General features: G+C 69.1%; 12 protein-coding genes and 1 riboswitch. Of the genes, 8 read left to right on the top strand and 4 right to left on the bottom strand.

Annotated features, from left to right (window positions below; genetic code table 11):
* Positions 1 to 94 precede the first annotated feature (94 nt).
* The 7 genes from ABD05_RS17675 to ABD05_RS17645 all read left to right on the top strand — a co-directional run bounded on the left by ABD05_RS17675 (position 95) and on the right by ABD05_RS17645 (position 9,264).
* On the top strand, positions 95 to 1,771 hold the full coding sequence (locus tag ABD05_RS17675) for a methyl-accepting chemotaxis protein (protein WP_047901472.1): 1,677 nt from the start codon (positions 95 to 97) through the stop codon (positions 1,769 to 1,771).
* Positions 1,768 to 2,280, top strand: a complete 513-nt coding sequence (locus tag ABD05_RS17670) for a chemotaxis protein CheW (protein WP_047901471.1) — start codon at positions 1,768 to 1,770, stop codon at positions 2,278 to 2,280. The genes ABD05_RS17675 and ABD05_RS17670 overlap by 4 nt, the downstream gene beginning before the upstream one ends.
* Positions 2,277 to 3,680 carry a CheR family methyltransferase gene (locus tag ABD05_RS17665; protein ID WP_047901470.1) on the top strand — a complete coding sequence of 468 codons (1,404 nt, stop codon included), beginning with the start codon at positions 2,277 to 2,279 and terminating at the stop codon, positions 3,678 to 3,680. The genes ABD05_RS17670 and ABD05_RS17665 overlap by 4 nt, the downstream gene beginning before the upstream one ends.
* A gap of 46 nt (positions 3,681 to 3,726) precedes the next feature.
* Complete coding sequence (locus tag ABD05_RS17660) at positions 3,727 to 4,434, top strand: chemotaxis protein CheW (RefSeq protein ID WP_047901469.1); 708 nt, start codon at positions 3,727 to 3,729, stop codon at positions 4,432 to 4,434.
* Positions 4,431 to 6,740, top strand: coding sequence for a hybrid sensor histidine kinase/response regulator (locus tag ABD05_RS17655; RefSeq protein ID WP_047901468.1), 2,310 nt, complete (start codon positions 4,431 to 4,433; stop codon positions 6,738 to 6,740). Before ABD05_RS17660 ends, ABD05_RS17655 begins: the two co-directional genes overlap by 4 nt.
* The gene (gene cheB, locus ABD05_RS17650; RefSeq protein WP_047901467.1) at positions 6,737 to 7,756 is read left to right on the top strand and encodes a chemotaxis response regulator protein-glutamate methylesterase; all 1,020 of its coding nucleotides are present in this window, start codon (positions 6,737 to 6,739) and stop codon (positions 7,754 to 7,756) included. The genes ABD05_RS17655 and cheB overlap by 4 nt, the downstream gene beginning before the upstream one ends.
* A gap of 84 nt (positions 7,757 to 7,840) precedes the next feature.
* A riboswitch (Fluoride riboswitch) is annotated at positions 7,841 to 7,943 on the top strand.
* Between the two features lie 79 nt (positions 7,944 to 8,022).
* On the top strand, positions 8,023 to 9,264 hold the full coding sequence (locus ABD05_RS17645) for a voltage-gated chloride channel family protein (protein ID WP_047901466.1): 1,242 nt from the start codon (positions 8,023 to 8,025) through the stop codon (positions 9,262 to 9,264).
* 54 nt (positions 9,265 to 9,318) lie between these two features.
* On the opposite strand, the gene ABD05_RS17640 is transcribed toward ABD05_RS17645, so the two are convergent.
* Complete coding sequence (locus ABD05_RS17640; protein ID WP_047901465.1) at positions 9,319 to 10,032, bottom strand: riboflavin synthase; 714 nt, start codon at positions 10,030 to 10,032, stop codon at positions 9,319 to 9,321.
* A 209-nt stretch (positions 10,033 to 10,241) separates the two neighbouring features.
* On the bottom strand, positions 10,242 to 12,104 hold the full coding sequence (locus ABD05_RS17635) for an ABC transporter ATP-binding protein (RefSeq protein WP_047901464.1): 1,863 nt from the start codon (positions 12,102 to 12,104) through the stop codon (positions 10,242 to 10,244).
* A 520-nt stretch (positions 12,105 to 12,624) separates the two neighbouring features.
* Here ABD05_RS17635 and ABD05_RS17630 point away from each other — a divergent pair.
* Positions 12,625 to 13,506: a Dyp-type peroxidase gene (locus tag ABD05_RS17630; protein ID WP_047901463.1), complete on the top strand. Its 882-nt coding sequence runs from the start codon at positions 12,625 to 12,627 to the stop codon at positions 13,504 to 13,506.
* A 125-nt stretch (positions 13,507 to 13,631) separates the two neighbouring features.
* Here the strand turns inward: ABD05_RS17630 and ABD05_RS17625 are convergent, their stop codons facing one another.
* Together ABD05_RS17625 and ABD05_RS17620 are read right to left on the bottom strand one after the other, a co-directional pair.
* Positions 13,632 to 14,033 (bottom strand): OsmC family protein, encoded by a 402-nt coding sequence (locus ABD05_RS17625; protein WP_034185134.1) that lies wholly within the window; start codon positions 14,031 to 14,033, stop codon positions 13,632 to 13,634.
* 97 nt (positions 14,034 to 14,130) lie between these two features.
* The gene (locus ABD05_RS17620; protein ID WP_047901462.1) at positions 14,131 to 15,054 is read right to left on the bottom strand and encodes a LysR family transcriptional regulator; all 924 of its coding nucleotides are present in this window, start codon (positions 15,052 to 15,054) and stop codon (positions 14,131 to 14,133) included.
* Positions 15,055 to 15,544 lie beyond the last annotated feature (490 nt).

The raw sequence follows: 15,544 nt of genomic DNA, 5'->3' as shown, positions 1-15,544 counted from the left end.
CCGCATCCGACCACGAGGCGCTCGTGGCGCGCCGACCGGCGCGCAGGCGGGCGTGGATTTTTTCAACGCTGATTTTAGAAAGCCCATAACGAACATGGCCACCGTGACGCCCCGCGCGACCAATGAAAGCCTGCATCCGACGATCGGCGCTACCCGGCTGACGCTCGGCAATCGCATTCTGCTCAGCTTCGGCGTGCTGTTCGTGCTGATGCTGGTGACAGCTGGCGTGTCCTACGAGCGCCTGCGCGCGATCAACAGCGAAGCCGTCAGCATCGAGCGCGACTCGCTGCCCGGCGTCTACCTCGCGGCGTCGCTGCGCGGCGCGGTCAACGAATCGTTCGCGCTGCTGCAGCAGGCAACGTTCGTCGACACCGACCCCGAAGCCGTGCAGCGCGATCTCGCGAAAATTGCCGACGCGCTGAAGGACGTCGAGTCGCTGTCGGTCGATTACCAGAACACGACGTTCCGCGACGACGACCGTCAGCGTTTCGCGACGTTTCGCGGCTCCTACGACCGCTACCAGCCGCTGCTGAACGAAGCCGTGCAGAAACACCGCATGTCGCGCGACGATGCCGTTGCCGCCTACGCGAAGGTACAGCCGGTGTGGATCGAGGTCGTGCGCAATGCCAATACGCTGGTACAGGAGAACCGCAAGTTCGCCGACCAGTCCGCCAAGCTGATCCGCGAATCCGTGCAGGACACCGAGGTCGTGCTCGCGACCGCACTGGCGGTCATGCTGCTGTCCGCGATCGCGCTCGGCTATTTGCTGTTCCGTTCGGTCACCGTGCCGATGGCGCGGCTCGTCGAAGTGCACGACGTGATGCGCACCGGCAACCTGACGCGCCGCCTCGACCTGCGCCGCCGCGACGAATTCGGCACGCTCGAGACGGGCTTCAACCGGATGGCCGACGAGCTGACCGAGCTGGTCTCGCGAGCGCAGCAGTCGTCGCTGCAGGTGACGACGTCGGTCGCCGAGATCGCGGCGACGTCGCGCGAGCAGCAGGCGACGGCGAACGAAACCGCGGCGACGACGACCGAGATCGGCGCGACCTCGCGCGAGATCTTCGCGACGTCGCGCGACCTGCTGCGCACGATGAACGAGGTGGCCGGCGTGGCCGAGCAGTCGGCGACGCTCGCGGGCGTGAGCCAGAGCGGGCTCACGCGGATGGGCGAGACGATGCGCAGCGTGATGGACGCGGCCGGTTCGGTGAACGCGAAGCTCGCGATCCTCAACGAGAAGGCGCTGAACATCAACCAGGTGGTCGCGACGATCACCAAGGTCGCCGACCAGACCAACCTGCTGTCGCTGAACGCGGCGATCGAGGCCGAGAAGGCCGGCGAGTACGGCCGCGGCTTCGCGGTCGTCGCGACCGAGATCCGCCGCCTCGCCGACCAGACGGCCGTGGCGACCTACGACATCGAGCAGACGGTGAAGGAAATCCAGTCGGCCGTGTCGGCGGGCGTGATGGGGATGGACAAGTTCTCCGAGGAAGTGCGCCGCGGGATGCTCGACGTGCAGCAGGTCGGCGGGCAGTTGTCGCAGATCATCGCCGAGGTGCAGACGCTCGCGCCGCGCTTCCAGATGGTCAACGAAGGGATGCAGACGCAGGCGAACGGCGCCGAGCAGATCACGCAGGCGCTGTCGCAACTGTCGGAAGCTGCGCAGCAGACCGCCGAGTCGCTGCGCCAGTCGTCGCAGGCGATCGACGACCTGACGCTCGTCGCGAACCAGTTGCGCACCAGCGTGTCGCGGTTCAAGGTCGACGCGTGACGCGCGCCGACCCGCAGAGCGGCGCGCACGCGCTGTTCCTGATGTTCGAGCTCGACGGCGAGCGCTATGCGCTCGACGCGGCCGGCATCGAAGAGGTGCTGCCGCTCGCGATCACGAAGGCCGTGCCCGGTGCGCCTGAATGGATCGCCGGGCTGCTGATGCGCGGCGGCCAGCCGGTGCCGGTGATCGACGTGCCGATGCTCGCGCTCGGGCGGCGCGCGCATGCGCTGCGCTCGACCCGGCTCGTAATGGTGCGCTACCGCGCGGGCAATGCCGACGGCGAGCGCGTGATCGGCCTGATCGTCGAGCGCGCGACGCAGACGATGCGAATCGATCGCGCGGCGTTCCGCGCGAGCGGCATCTCGACCGCGCGCACGCGCTGGCTCGGGCTCGTCGCGAACACGCCCGACGGCGTCGTGCAGCAGGTGTCGATATCCGACCTGATCGACGACGTTGCGCGCCTGTACCTGTTCGACGGCCTGCCGGGCCACGTGGAGGAATCCGCATGAAAGAGTCCGAATCGCGATTTCGCGGCTGGCTGCTGCGCGAAACCGGCATCGACCCCGACTCGCTCGGCAACGATTTTCTGATCCGTGCGCTGACGGAGCGTGTGCACGCGCTGCAAACGGACGGCGAGCGGCTGCCGTCGGCGGCGCGGCCGCCCGTGACGCAGGACGCGCTCGACGCGTACTGGCAGCAGCTCAACGCGTCGGCCGACGAGCGGCGTGCGCTGATCGAGCTGTTCGTCGTGCCCGAGACGTGGTTCTTTCGCGACCGCGAGGCCTTCGCGACGCTTGCGCGGCTCGCGGCCGAACGGTTCGCCGCGACGCCCGGGCGCGTGATCCGCGTGCTGAGCGCGCCGTGCTCGACGGGCGAGGAGCCGTATTCGGCGGCGATGGCGCTGCTCGACGCGGGGCTCGAACCCGCCAGCTTCACGATCGACGCGATCGACCTCAGCGCGCGCGCGATCGAGCAGGCGCGGCTTGGCTGTTACGGGCGCAACGCGTTTCGCGGCACCGCGACGGAGTTTCGTGCGCGCTACTTCAGGCCGGCCGCCGACGGCTGGCTGCTCGACGAGCGCGTGCGCGCGTGCGTGCAGTTCCGTCACGCGAACCTCGTCGAACCGATCGCCGATACGGGCATTCGCTACGATTTCGTGTTCTGCCGCAACGTGCTGATCTACTTCGATCGCGACGCACAGGATCGCGTGATCCGTTCGCTCGGCGCGTGTCTGGCCGACGACGGCATGCTGTTCGTCGGGCCGGCCGAAACGGGCGTCGCGATGCGGCACGGGATGCGCTCGGCGCGCGTGCCGCTGGCATTCGCGTTTCATCGCGAGCCTGCCGCCGGTGTGGCGGCCGATGCAAGTGCGGCCCGGGCTGCGGCAACGCCGTCCGCGGCAGCGGCGTACCGGCGCGCGGAGCGCCTCACGGTCGCGCCGCTCGCGGCGACGCGCCCGGTGCTGGCCGTGGCGCCGCCGCCCTGGTTCGGCGACGGGCTGCAGCCGTTCGCGGCGCCGGCCCCGGCCGTGCGTACGGCCGCGTTCGACGCACGGGCCGACCTGTCGGTGGCGACGGCCGAAGCGGCCGCGTCCGTCGACGAACGTGTTGCGCCGACGCTCGAGGATGCGCAGGCGCTCGCGAACGCCGGCGCGTTCGACGAGGCCGAGCGCGTGCTTGCGCAATTCTCGGCGCGCGTCGGCCCGCATGCCGATGCGTTCTACCTGAACGGGCTGATCGCGGATGCGCGCGGGCGCGCGGCGGAAGCCGGCGACTTCTACCGCAAGGCGCTGTATCTGCGGCCCACGCACCACGAGGCGCTGACCCATCTCGCGACGCTGCTCGACGTCGGCGGCGATCGCGCGGGCGCGCAATGGCTGCTCGAGCGCGCACGGCGCTCGGCCGGCTGATACGAATACGGGATCGGGACCGACACCGCGATGACCAGAGGAATCCATGAACCGCGACGCCGCTGCCACTGACGACACGACGATCGACGTCGACGATTGCTGGAACCGGATCGGCACGCGCGGCGACCGCTCGTGCGAGCGGCTGGCCGACTGCCAGCGCTGCCTGAACTGCCCGGTCTACGCGTATCACGCGGCGAAGCTGCTCGAGCGTCCGCTCGGCGACGCCGAGATGGCCGACGCGACGCGCCGGATCAGCGCGTTCGGCACCACCCGCGTGCGCGACGACGACGGCGATACGCGCCACGCGGCGCTGGCGTTTCGCGTGGCCGACGAATGGCTCGCGCTGCCGATCGGCGTGCTGCGCGAGATCGCCGGCACCCGCCCGATCCATTCGCTGCCGCATCGCCGCAATTCGGCCGTGCGCGGCGTGGTCAACATCCGCGGCACGCTGCGCATCGCGATCTCGATCGGCGCGCTGCTCGGCCTCGATGCCGGCCAGGGCGGCAACGGCGGTGGCGACGGCCGTTTCACGCGGTTGCTGGTGGCCGCGTACCAGGGCGAACCGGTCGTGTTTCCGGTCGACGAAGTCGAGGGCGTGCTGCGCTTCGGCGCATCCGACTGGGTGCCCGTGCCGGCGACGGTCGGGCGCGCGAGCGCCGGCCTGTCGCGCGGCGTGCTGTCGTGGCGCGGCAAGTCGGTGGGCCTGCTCGACGACGATCGCCTGTTCGACGCCGTGACACGGAGCATGCGATGAGCGGCGATGACGATCTGAGCCACCTGTCGCTGCTCGAGCTGTATCGAGAGGAGACGCGCACGCAGACCCAGGCGCTGTCCGAGCGCTTGCTCGCGCTCGAATCGGGCGAGCCCGATGCCGTCGCGCTCGAGGCGTGCATGCGCGCCGCGCATTCGCTGAAGGGTGCCGCGCGCATCGTCGGCGTGCCGCTCGGCGTCGACATCGCGGGGCGGATGGAAGAATGCTTCGTCGCCGCGCAGGCCGGCACGATCGCGCTGACGGCCACGCACGTCGACGTGCTGCTCGCCGGCGTCGACCTGCTGGTGCGCGTCGGCGATCCGCAGGGGCCGCCCGTGTCGTCGACCGAGATCGACGTGTTCGCAGCGGCGCTGACGGGCGCCGACGGCGCGCAGACGATGCACGCGCCGGCCGTCGTGCCGCCGCAGGTGCCACGGTCGGCCGTGCCGTATCGCGAGCACGACGGCGCCGCGAACGAGCCGGTCGGGGCCGGCGCCCCGGTGCCGCCGCTCGCGGTGTCGGGCACGGTGCCCGATCCGGTCCAGGCCGGCCGCGTGGCCGGTGCCGGCGCGATGCGCCGCGTGCGCGCCGATACGCTGAACCGGCTGCTGAGCCTGTCCGGCGAATCGCTGGTCGAATCGCGCTGGCTCAAGCCGTTCGCCGAATCGATGCTGCGCGTGAAGCGCGCGCAGCGCGACGCCGCCCGTTCGCTCGATCTGATGGTCGAACAGTTCGCCGACGATCTCGACGCGGGCATGCTCGCGTCGATGAACGAAGTGCGGCACATGCTCAACGACCTGCAGCGTTCGCTTGCCGAGCGCATGGACGAATTCGACCGCTTCGAGCGGCGCAGCACGCATATCGCCGAGCAGCTCTACGACGAGGCGCTGCAATGCCGGATGCGGCCGTTCGGCGATGCGACGCGCGCGTATCCGCGCATCGTCCGCGATCTCGCGCGTTCGCTCGGCAAGCAGGTGCGCTTCTCGATCGTCGGCGAGGGTACGCAGGTCGACCGCGACATCCTCGACCTGCTCGACGCGCCGCTCGGCCACCTGCTGCGCAACGCGATCGACCACGGCGTCGAGTCGCCCGACGCGCGGCTCGCGCGCGGCAAGCCGGCCGAGGCGAGCGTGACGCTGGAGGCGCGCCATAGCGCCGGCTCGCTGCTCGTCAGCGTGATCGACGACGGCCCGGGCGTCGACATGGACGCGCTGCGCGCGGCCGTCGTGCGCCAGCGCCTGACCGACGACGAGACGGCTGCGCGGCTGTCCGATCCCGAACTGCTCGAATTCCTGCTGCTGCCGGGCTTTTCGATGCGCGACGCGGTGACCGACGTGTCGGGTCGCGGCGTCGGCCTCGACGCGGTGCAGGAGATGGTGCGCGGCGTGCGCGGCGCGGTGCGGATCTTCAACGAACCGGGCGCGGGCATGCGCTTCGTGCTGCAGTTGCCGCTCACGCTGTCGGTGATCCGCAGCCTGCTCGTCGAAGTCGGCGGCGAACCGTATGCGTTCCCGCTCGCGCACGTGCGCCGCACGCTCGAACTCGCGCACGACGACATCGACGTGCTCGAAGGGCAGCCGCATTTTCCGTTCGACGGCCGGCGCGCGGGGCTCGTCGCCGCGCACCAGTTGCTCGATGCGGGCGAGCCCGACGCGGCGCGCGCGAGCACGGCGGTCGTGGTCGTCGGCGGCGAACCCGAGCTGTACGGCGTCGCGGTCGACCGTTTCCTCGGCGAACGGATGCTCGTCGTACAGCCGCTCGACAGCCGCCTGCACAAGATCCAGAACATCGCGGCCGGCGCGCTGCTCGAGAACGGCGACCCCGTGCTGATCGTCGATGTCGAGGACCTGATCCGCTCGGTCGACAAGCTCGTGCGCGGCGGGCAGCTCGCGCGGCTCAAGCGCGACCCGCAGCTCGCGCTCGTCGACCGGCGCCGCCGCGTGCTCGTCGTCGACGATTCGCTGACGGTGCGCGAGCTCGAACGCAAGCTGCTGGAAAAGCGCGGTTACGACGTGACCGTCGCGGTCGACGGGATGGACGGCTGGAACGCGGTGCGCAGCGACGCATTCGATCTCGTCGTCACGGACGTCGACATGCCGCGCATGGACGGCATCGAACTCGTCACGCTGATCAAGAGCGATCCGATGCTCAAGCGCGTGCCGGTGATGATCGTGTCGTACAAGGATCGCGACGAGGATCGCCGTCGCGGGCTCGATGCCGGCGCCGACTACTACCTCGCGAAGAGCAGCTTCCACGACGAGGCGCTGCTCGATGCCGTGCACGACCTGATCGGGGGCGCGCGCGGATGAACATCGGCATCGTCAACGACCTGCCGCTGGCCGTGGAGGCGCTGCGCCGCGTGCTCGCGCTGCGGCCGGACCACCGCGTGCTGTGGGTGGCGACCGACGGCGACGAGGCCGTGGATTTCTGCATCGCGCATCCGCCCGACCTCGTGCTGATGGATCTCGTGATGCCGAAGGTCGACGGCGTTGCCGCGACGCGCCAGATCATGGCGCGCGCGCCGTGCGCGATCCTGGTGGTGACGGCGAGCGTCAGCGCGAACACGTCGTCGGTCTACGAGGCGATGGGCGCAGGCGCGCTCGATGCGGTCGACACGCCGACGCTCGCGCTCGGGCTGTCGACCGACGCGTCGCCGCAGGCGCTGCTCGCGAAGATCGACCAGATCGGCCGGCTGCTCGAAAGCCGCACCGCGGCGCTCGTGCCGCCGGGGCCGACGCCCGCGCGCGGCCAGCCGACGCTCGTCGCGATCGGTGCGTCGGCGGGCGGGCCGACCGCGCTTACCGCGCTGCTGCGCGCGTTGCCGGCCGATTTCCCGGCTGCGATCGTGATCGTCCAGCACGTCGACCAGGCGTTCGCGCTCGGGATGGCCGAATGGCTCGACGGTTTTACGCGGCTGCCGGTACGCGTCGCGCGGCAGGGCAGCGTGCCGCAGGCCGGCGAGGTGCTGCTCGCGGCGACCGACGATCACCTGACCCTGTCGCCGCGCGGCGTGCTCGGCTATACGCGGCATCCGGCCGAGACGCCGTACCGGCCGTCGATCGACGTGTTCTTCAACAGCGTCGCCGACGGCTGGCAGGGCGACGCGCTCGGCGTGCTGCTGACGGGCATGGGGCGCGATGGCGCGCTGGGCCTGAAGGCGATGCGCGCGAAAGGCTGCTACACGATCGCGCAGGACGAGGCGACCAGCGCCGTCTACGGGATGCCGAAGGCGGCCGCGGCGATCGGTGCGGCGTCGGCGATCCTGCCGCTCGAACGGATCGCGCCGCAACTGATCTCGCGCATCGCGCGCACGCCGCGGGACTGACGGCGCGCCCGGGGGGAGGGGCGCCATCCTGTCCGGCGGTCCTGGTGACCGCGTTGCGTGCGGTGCGCGGCGGCGCGTACAATTGCGGCCTGCGGAGATGGCATGCCTCCCTGCGGTCGTTCCGGCGCGTTGCGCGCGGTGCGGCCCTCAACCGCCGGTTTGCCCGGCTGATGATGCCTGCGTGTTCCTGGGTCGTCAGGAGGTCGCAGGCCGTCCATGCGGTATTCTGCCGCCCAGGTTTTGATGTTCTGTCGAATCTGGAAATCATGTTTTTCACGACTTCTGCCGATCTTCTCGCGACCGTGCGCTACGTGTGCCGCTGGCTCGCGCTCTCGGCCCTGCTCGGCGCGCTGGCCGGCACGGCTTCCGCGCTATTCCTGATCGCGCTCGACTGGGCGACCGGCACGCGCGTCGCGCATCCGTGGCTGCTGTGGGGGCTGCCGGCCGCCGGTTTCGCGACCGGGTGGATCTACCATCGTTTCGGCCAGTCGGTCGCGCGCGGCAACAACCTGCTGATCGACGAGATTCACGACCCGAAGGCGCTGGTGCCGAAGCGGATGGCGCCGCTCGTACTCGTCGCGACCGTCGTCACGCACCTGTTCGGCGGCTCGGCCGGCCGAGAAGGCACGGCCGTGCAGATGGGCGGCGCGCTCGCCGATCGCGTCACGCACGTATTCCGCCTCGATCGCGAGCATCGCCGCGTGCTGCTGATGGGCGGCATCGCGGCCGGTTTCGCGTCGGTGTTCGGCACGCCGCTCGCGGGCGCCGTGTTCGGGCTCGAGGTGCTCGCGATCGGGCGCGTGCGGTACGACGCGCTGCTGACCTGCGTCGCATCGGCGATCGTCGCGGACGTCGTGTGTCGCGCGTGGGGCGTGCATCACACGGCCTATGCGATTCCGTTCGTGCCGGCCGTATCGGCGACGGGGCTGGCCGTGACGGTCGTCGCGGGCATCGCGTTCGGCGTCGTCGGGCGGCTGTTCGCGTTTGCGACGCATGCGCTGACCGCGTGGTTCCGGCGCATCGTCCGCTGTGCGCCGCTGCAGCCGGTGCTCGGCGGCCTGCTGGTCGCGGTGGCGGCCACCGTGCTGAACGTGCCGCAGTACCTCGGCCTCGGCATCCCGACGATCGAGGCCGCGTTTCACGGCCCGCTGCCGCTGTACGATTTCGCGGGCAAGTTCGCGTTCACCGTCGTCACGCTCGCATCGGGGTTCAAGGGCGGCGAGGTGACGCCGCTGTTCTACATCGGCGCGACGCTCGGCAACGCGCTCGGCCAGGTGCTGGCGCTGCCGGTGCCCGTGCTCGCGGGGCTCGGCTTCGTCGCGGTGTTCGCGGGCGCGGCCAACACGCCGATCGCGTCGACGATCATGGCGATCGAACTGTTCGGCGCCGATATCGGCGTGTATGCGATGGTCGCGTGCGTCGTCGCGTATCTGTTTTCGGGGCACGCGGGGATTTATCGCGCGCAGCGCGTGGCGGTGGGGAAGGGCGAGCAGGCCGAGGCGGAGTGAGGCGGAACCGTGAGTCGAGGTGTTCGCCGACGGAACCCGGCACGCCGGCATCCGTTACTTCTTCGGCAGCTTCGCGACGTTGCGGGCCAGCAGCTCCTCGATATCGACGCCTTTTTCCGCGAGCAGCGCCGTGACGATGCCGGTCAATTCGCCGAGCGTTTCCTTGACCGATTCCCGGATCGTATCCACGACGACCTGCGTGCTTCGCTCGATCTCGATGTTGACCGTGTCGTTGACGCCCTTCGCATCGAAGGTGGTTGCGCGCCGCGTTTCGGGAATCAGCCAGACGTCGAACCAGCCTTCGTCGCGATTGACGTCCGAAACGGTGAGGCTGCAGCCGTTGATCGCGATATAGCCTTTCGCGAACACATAGCGTTTGAAATCGGCTGGCACGCCGATACGAATCATCCGGTTATGTTCGGACGACGCGATGTGCAGGATGGTCCCCGTGAAGTCGACATGGCCGGACAGCGGATGCCCGCCGATTTCCGCGCCGTCCTTCGCGGCCCGCTCCACGTTGATCCGCGCGCCTGTCGCGAGGTCGGCCAGCGTGGTGATTTTCAGGCTCGGCAACATCACGTCGAAGTCGATCAGTTCCGGCGAATGGATGGTCGTCACCGTCAGGCACACGCCGTCGACCGAGACGCTGGCGCCGATCTCGATGTCGTCGGTGAACCGCTCGGGGAATTCGACGCTGAAGGTTCTCAGCTCCCCGTGATCCTTGATGGCCTTGATGGCGGCAACGCCCTGGACAATTCCTGTAAACATGATCGATCCCTCGTCGCAGATTTCCTGGCCGACATGATAAGTGATCCGGGAAAAGGCGACGCGGCGGCACGAGGTTCAGGGGCGGCCGGCGATACCCACGGACGCAAAAAAGGCCGTGCACGTGGCACGGCCTCGATCCGAATCCGGTCGGGTCGACACGGCCCGGCGGTGATGACCCCACCGCCGGGCCGCATCGCGACACGCTTGCGTTACGCCTCGGCCGGCTCGCCCAGCGGCCCGGCGGCGTCGTCCGCCGTGCGCCGCGGCGAATCGATCAACCCCTTCGCGAGCTCCAGCGCCTGCCGCTCGAACAGCCGGCGATAGATACCGCCGTCGATGCGGATCAGCGCGTCGTGGTTGCCTTCCTCGATCACCTTGCCGCGATCGAGCACGAGCAGCCGGTCGAGCGCGCGCACGGTCGACAGCCGGTGCGCGACGACGAGCGTCGTGCGGCCGACCATCAGTCGCTCCATCGCCTGCTGGATCAGCAGTTCGCTTTCGCTGTCGAGGCTCGACGTCGCTTCGTCGAGGATCAGGATCGGTGCGTCGGCGAGGAACGCACGTGCGATCGCGACGCGCTGGCGCTCGCCGCCCGACAGCTTGATCCCGCGTTCGCCGACGAGGGTGTCATAACCGTCCGGCAGCGTGGCGATGAACTCGTGCGCGCTGGCGAGCCGTGCGGCGCGCTCGATGTCCGCGCGGCTCGCGTCGGGGCGCGCATACGCGATGTTCTCCGCGAGCGTGCGGTGGAACAGCACGGGCTCCTGCTGGACGATCGCGATCTGGCTGCGCAGCGATTCCTGCTGCACGCGCGCGATGTCCTGCCCGTCGATCGTGATGCGGCCGCCCGACACGTCGTACAGGCGCTGGATCAGCTTGATGAACGTCGTCTTGCCCGACCCCGAGTGGCCGACGAGGCCCACGCGCTCGCCGGGCGCGATCCGCATCGAGAAATCGTCGTACAGCGGCACCGGATGGTTGCCGTAGCGGAACGTCACGTGCTCGAAGCGGATCTCGCCTTGCCCGATCCGGATGGCCGGCGCGCCGGGGCGATCGTCGATGCCGAGCGGCTGGCGTTCGAGCGCGACGAGTTCCTCCATGTCGTTCACCGAACGCTGCAGGTTGCGGATGTGCATGCCGACGTCGCGCAGGTAACCCTGCAGCATGAAGAACATCGTCAGCGCGAACGCGATGTCGCCGACGCTCGCCTCGTCGTTCGCCCACAGCCGCAGCGCAACGCCGATCATCGCGGCCTGCATCGCGACGAGCATCGCGCCCTGCAACCCGCCGTTGAACGTGCCGCGCACCCACGTGCGGCGCGTGCGCTGCCGCCACTTGCCGATCACGCGCGCGAGCCGCGCTTCCTCGCGCGTTTCCGCGCCGAACGCCTTGACGACCGCGTTGCAGCTCACCGCGTCGGCGAGCGCGCCGCCCATGCGCGTATCCCACAGGTTGCCGAGCCGCGCGGCCGGCGCGACGATGCCGAGCGACACGGCGACCGTCACCGCGATGTACAGCAGCGAGCCCGCGCCGACGACGAGCCCCATCACGGGCCAGTGCGTGCCGAGCAGCACGGTTGCGCCGACCAGCATCGTGACCGACGGCAGCAGCGCGATCAGCACGGTGTCGTTCAGCAGGTCGAGCGCCCAGATCCCGCGCGTGATCTTGCGCACGGTCGAACCGGCGAAGCTGTTCGCGTGCCAGTCGGTCGAGAAGCGCTGCACGCGATGGAACGACGCGGCGGCGATCTCGCTCATCATCTTCAGCGTGAGCGTGATGATGTTCAGGTAGACGCCTTGCCGCAGCACCGTCGCGCCGATGCCGAGCGCGGCGAGCGTGCCGAACGCGACGACGGCCGAATGCCACGCGGCGGCGCGGTCGGTCAGGCCGGTCGACAGCGCGTCGACGAGGCGGCCTGCGAACAGCGGCGTGAGCACGTCGGCGAGTGCGGCGAGCAGCGCGAAGGTCGAGACCGTGGCGATGCGCGCCGGCTGCTTGCGCCAGTAGCGGATGGTGAAGCCGAAGACGGCCTTGAATGCGTGGCCGCCCAGATGGGAGGTTTTTCTGGTCATTTATCGTTGCCCGGCGCATCGCGCGACGGGACTTTCCGGTTCGGAGAACGTCGAAAACGCAACAGCCGGAGCCGCGTGGAAAACGCGGGCGGAACGAAACGGGCTGTCGGGAAAAGCGCGGCTGACGGGTTAGCGGAAAACTCGGGAGCCGGCGCGGACGGCGGGCTGGATCAGCTACGCCGTGGGACCACGTTCGGGAAGGTTGCTGGCATTCGGAACATCTGCACCTCCCCTGAAGTGAACGGTTGAAAAGACGCCGAAAAGACGTGTAAAGATTCTATCAGCAGTGTTCTGCACGCCGCAACGTCTGACGAATGCGGCGTTGCGGCGTCGATACGGTTAGTATTCAGGGTTTCGGCCCTTCTTTAGCGGACCTTCCGCAAAGGGCCGGCGGGCGCTTCGATTACACTTCGGCGTCCGCGGCACGCGACGGTGCGTGCGTCCCGGCGCGGCCCGGCACGACGAGCGGCCGGCCGATGCGGCCCTCGCAGATTCACCCCGATACACTCCTGAGGAAACGATGAGCGACGTTCAGCAAGGCATCCTGGCTCCGATCGACACGGCGGCCCGATACCTCACTTTCACGATTTCGAATGACGGCAATGTGGCGGCGGCGCTGGCCGCGCTGCGCGAGATCGTCGACGGACGCGACACGGTCGTCGGTTTCGGACAGGCGCTGGCGGCGCACCTCGGGCGCCCGGTTCCGGGCCTGACCGACTACCCGGCGTTCGCAGTGAAGGACCGCACGCTGCCGGCGACGCCGGCCGACGTGTGGGTCTGGCTGCGCGCCGACGATCGCGGCGAGATCGTGCTGCGCGCGCGGGCGATCGAACGCGCGCTGGCGCCGGCGTTCGCGCTGCAGGACGCCGTCGACGGCTTCCGCTATTCGAACGATCGCGACCTGTCCGGCTACGAGGACGGCACCGAGAACCCGACCGGCGACGACGCGCTCGCGGCGGCGATCGTGGCGGGGCAGGGCGCAGGGCTCGACGGGTCGAGCTTCGTCGCGGTCCAGCAATGGCTGCACGACTTCGACCAGATGGAACGCATTCCGTCGGGCGACATGGACAACATCATCGGGCGCCGCCGCTCGGACAACGAGGAACTCGACGACGCACCCGAGTTCGCGCACGTGAAGCGCACCGCGCAGGAAAGCTTCGAGCCGGAGGCGTTCATGCTGCGCCGTTCGTCGCCGTGGTCGGACGCGCGCCGCGCGGGTCTCTACTTCGTTGCGTTCGGCTGCTCGTTCCGCGCGTTCGACGTGCAGATGCGCCGCATGAGCGGCGCGGAGGACGGGATCGTCGACGGCCTGTTCCGCTTCACGCGGCCGCTGACGGGTGCGTATTTCTGGTGCCCGCCGATGAAGGGCGGCAAGCTGGACCTGTCCGCGCTCGGGCTGTAAGCACCTGCTGATATCGATGGACGGGCGGGCCGCGCATCGTGCGCGGCCCGCCCGTTTTGTTTTTCAGGTGGCGAACGTGCGTTGCTTTCTGCTCGCCGCTCGCCGTGCACCACTCGCCGCGCGCGTCATTTCAACGTCGTCTCGATTCGCGTACCGCGCTTGATGAACTGCGTCACCGGCGTCTTCTCGCAGATTTCCGCGAGGCGCTGGCGTTGCGCGTCGTCGAGCGGGCCGTCGAGCGTCACGACACGGCGCACGTATTGCACGCCTTCGCGATCGGCATGCAGCTCGGTACGCACGTCGATGCGCGCGGCCGGCCACGACTTGCGCTGCATATACATGCGCAGCGTCGCGGCCGTGCATTGCGCGAGACCGGCAAGCACGAACTCGTACGGCGCCGGCCCGCGATCCTGGCCGCCTTCGCGCGGCGCTTCGTCGCCGGTCAGCGCATGCGTGCCGGCCTGCAACTGGACGACGTAGTCGGGCGCGTCGGCATCGAGGACGGCGGCGGCATGAATGAGCGACATGGCAAGTCTCCGGTAAGCGGAATATGGAGCAGGGCGCCGCGTGGCAGCGCGAAGCCGTCAGCATACCGTTTCGATCGTCACGGCGTACGCAGCGTGCCTACGCGTCCGCAATGCCGGCGCTGCTGCGCACGAGTGCGGCGATGCGTTCGCGTACCCACTGGTGCGCGCGATCGGTGTCGCGCGATTCGTGCCAGTACGCGAGCAGCGGGAACGGCTTGAGCCGCAGCGGCAGCGGCCGCACGACGATCGGCAGCAGCGCGGCCATCCGCAGCGCACAGGTGTGCGGCAGCGTCACCAGCAGGTCGCCGGTCGCGGCGATCTGGCACGCGGCGAAATAGTGTTGGCAACTGAGCCGGATATCGCGGAAGCGCCCGTCGTTGCCGAGCAATACGTCGAGCGATTGCGGTTCGCCGAACGACGACACCGCGATATGCCGCGCCGCGAAATAGTCGCCGCGCCGCAGCGGGTCGCGCGCAAGCGGATGATCGCGGCGCAGCGCGACGACGAGCGAATCGTCGAGCAGGTGTTCGGTGGCGATGCGCGGGCCTGTCTGTACGCGACGATCGATGACCAGATCGAGATTGCCCGATGCGAGTTCGCGCTCGATGTCGGACACCGCGACACGTCGGCTCACGAGCCGCAGGCCCGGCGCTTCGTCGGCGAACGCGGCGACGATTCGCGGTAGCGCGATCGATTCGAGCACGTCGCGAATGCCGACCGCGATGCTCAGGTCGAGCGTCGCGGGATCGAATGCCGACGGATCGCGCGCGGTGCCTTGCAGGCCGTTCAGGTGCAACTGCACGTCCGCGATGATCGACCGCGTGCGTTCGGTCGGCACGACGCGGTTGCCCTGTCGCACGAACAGCGGATCGTCGAAATGCACACGCAGCCGGTTGAGCGCGTGCGTGACCGCAGGCTGCGTGAGATGCAGCGCGCGGGCGGCCGCGCCGATGCCGCCGTACACGTAGACGGCGTCGAGCACGCGAAACAGGTTCAGGTCGAGACGGTGATCGGCGGGCACGGGGCGCGGGTGGCGTGGTGAACGGTGGATCGATTCTAAAGGATGCGCAGGCAACGGATACGCGGGTTTTCGTGCGCGGCGATCGGCGGCGTTCGATGCATGTCGATGCCGTTCGGACCGGTAAGCGACCGCAGCTTCGTCCGATCTGCAACGCATCACAATGAAACGAAATGTGCACATCGTGACGCATGACGGCCGCAATGATCGGCTGCATCGACGGGCGCGATTCCGTGCCGGCATACCCGTGGCCCGCGACAGTCTGTAGTAATCCGCCATCATGCTGTCCACGTCGGCCATTTCGCGCCAAAGGCGCTACCCGTTCGGCTAAGATGCCGTCGCTTCATATTTCGAGATAGCCGTCCTGTCGCACGCATTCAAACCAAATATAAGCCTGACAGTTCGACGGTATTAGAAGAAGTCGAAACAAGTCGGGGGCTTGGCAAGTGAATGCAGCAGATCAGCGGTGGGTCGTTATCTATTTGAGTACGGG

The sequence above is a fragment of the Burkholderia pyrrocinia genome (assembly GCF_001028665.1).
GTDB classification, from domain to species: Bacteria; Pseudomonadota; Gammaproteobacteria; order Burkholderiales; family Burkholderiaceae; genus Burkholderia; species Burkholderia pyrrocinia.
This window is presented reverse-complemented; position numbering and strand designations above follow the sequence as displayed.

Excerpts from the sequence above, each read along its gene's own strand:
- ABD05_RS17675 (WP_047901472.1), top strand. The coding sequence starts at position 95 with ATGGCCACCGTGACGCCCCGCGCGACCAATGAAAGCCTGCATCCGACG.
- ABD05_RS17665 (WP_047901470.1), top strand. The coding sequence starts at position 2,277 with ATGAAAGAGTCCGAATCGCGATTTCGCGGCTGGCTGCTGCGCGAAACC.
- ABD05_RS17660 (WP_047901469.1), top strand. The coding sequence starts at position 3,727 with ATGAACCGCGACGCCGCTGCCACTGACGACACGACGATCGACGTCGAC.
- ABD05_RS17655 (WP_047901468.1), top strand. The coding sequence starts at position 4,431 with ATGAGCGGCGATGACGATCTGAGCCACCTGTCGCTGCTCGAGCTGTAT.
- cheB (WP_047901467.1), top strand. The coding sequence starts at position 6,737 with ATGAACATCGGCATCGTCAACGACCTGCCGCTGGCCGTGGAGGCGCTG.
- ABD05_RS17645 (WP_047901466.1), top strand. The coding sequence starts at position 8,023 with ATGTTTTTCACGACTTCTGCCGATCTTCTCGCGACCGTGCGCTACGTG.
- ABD05_RS17640 (WP_047901465.1), bottom strand. The coding sequence starts at position 10,032 with ATGTTTACAGGAATTGTCCAGGGCGTTGCCGCCATCAAGGCCATCAAG.
- ABD05_RS17635 (WP_047901464.1), bottom strand. The coding sequence starts at position 12,104 with ATGACCAGAAAAACCTCCCATCTGGGCGGCCACGCATTCAAGGCCGTC.
- ABD05_RS17630 (WP_047901463.1), top strand. The coding sequence starts at position 12,625 with ATGAGCGACGTTCAGCAAGGCATCCTGGCTCCGATCGACACGGCGGCC.
- ABD05_RS17625 (WP_034185134.1), bottom strand. The coding sequence starts at position 14,033 with ATGTCGCTCATTCATGCCGCCGCCGTCCTCGATGCCGACGCGCCCGAC.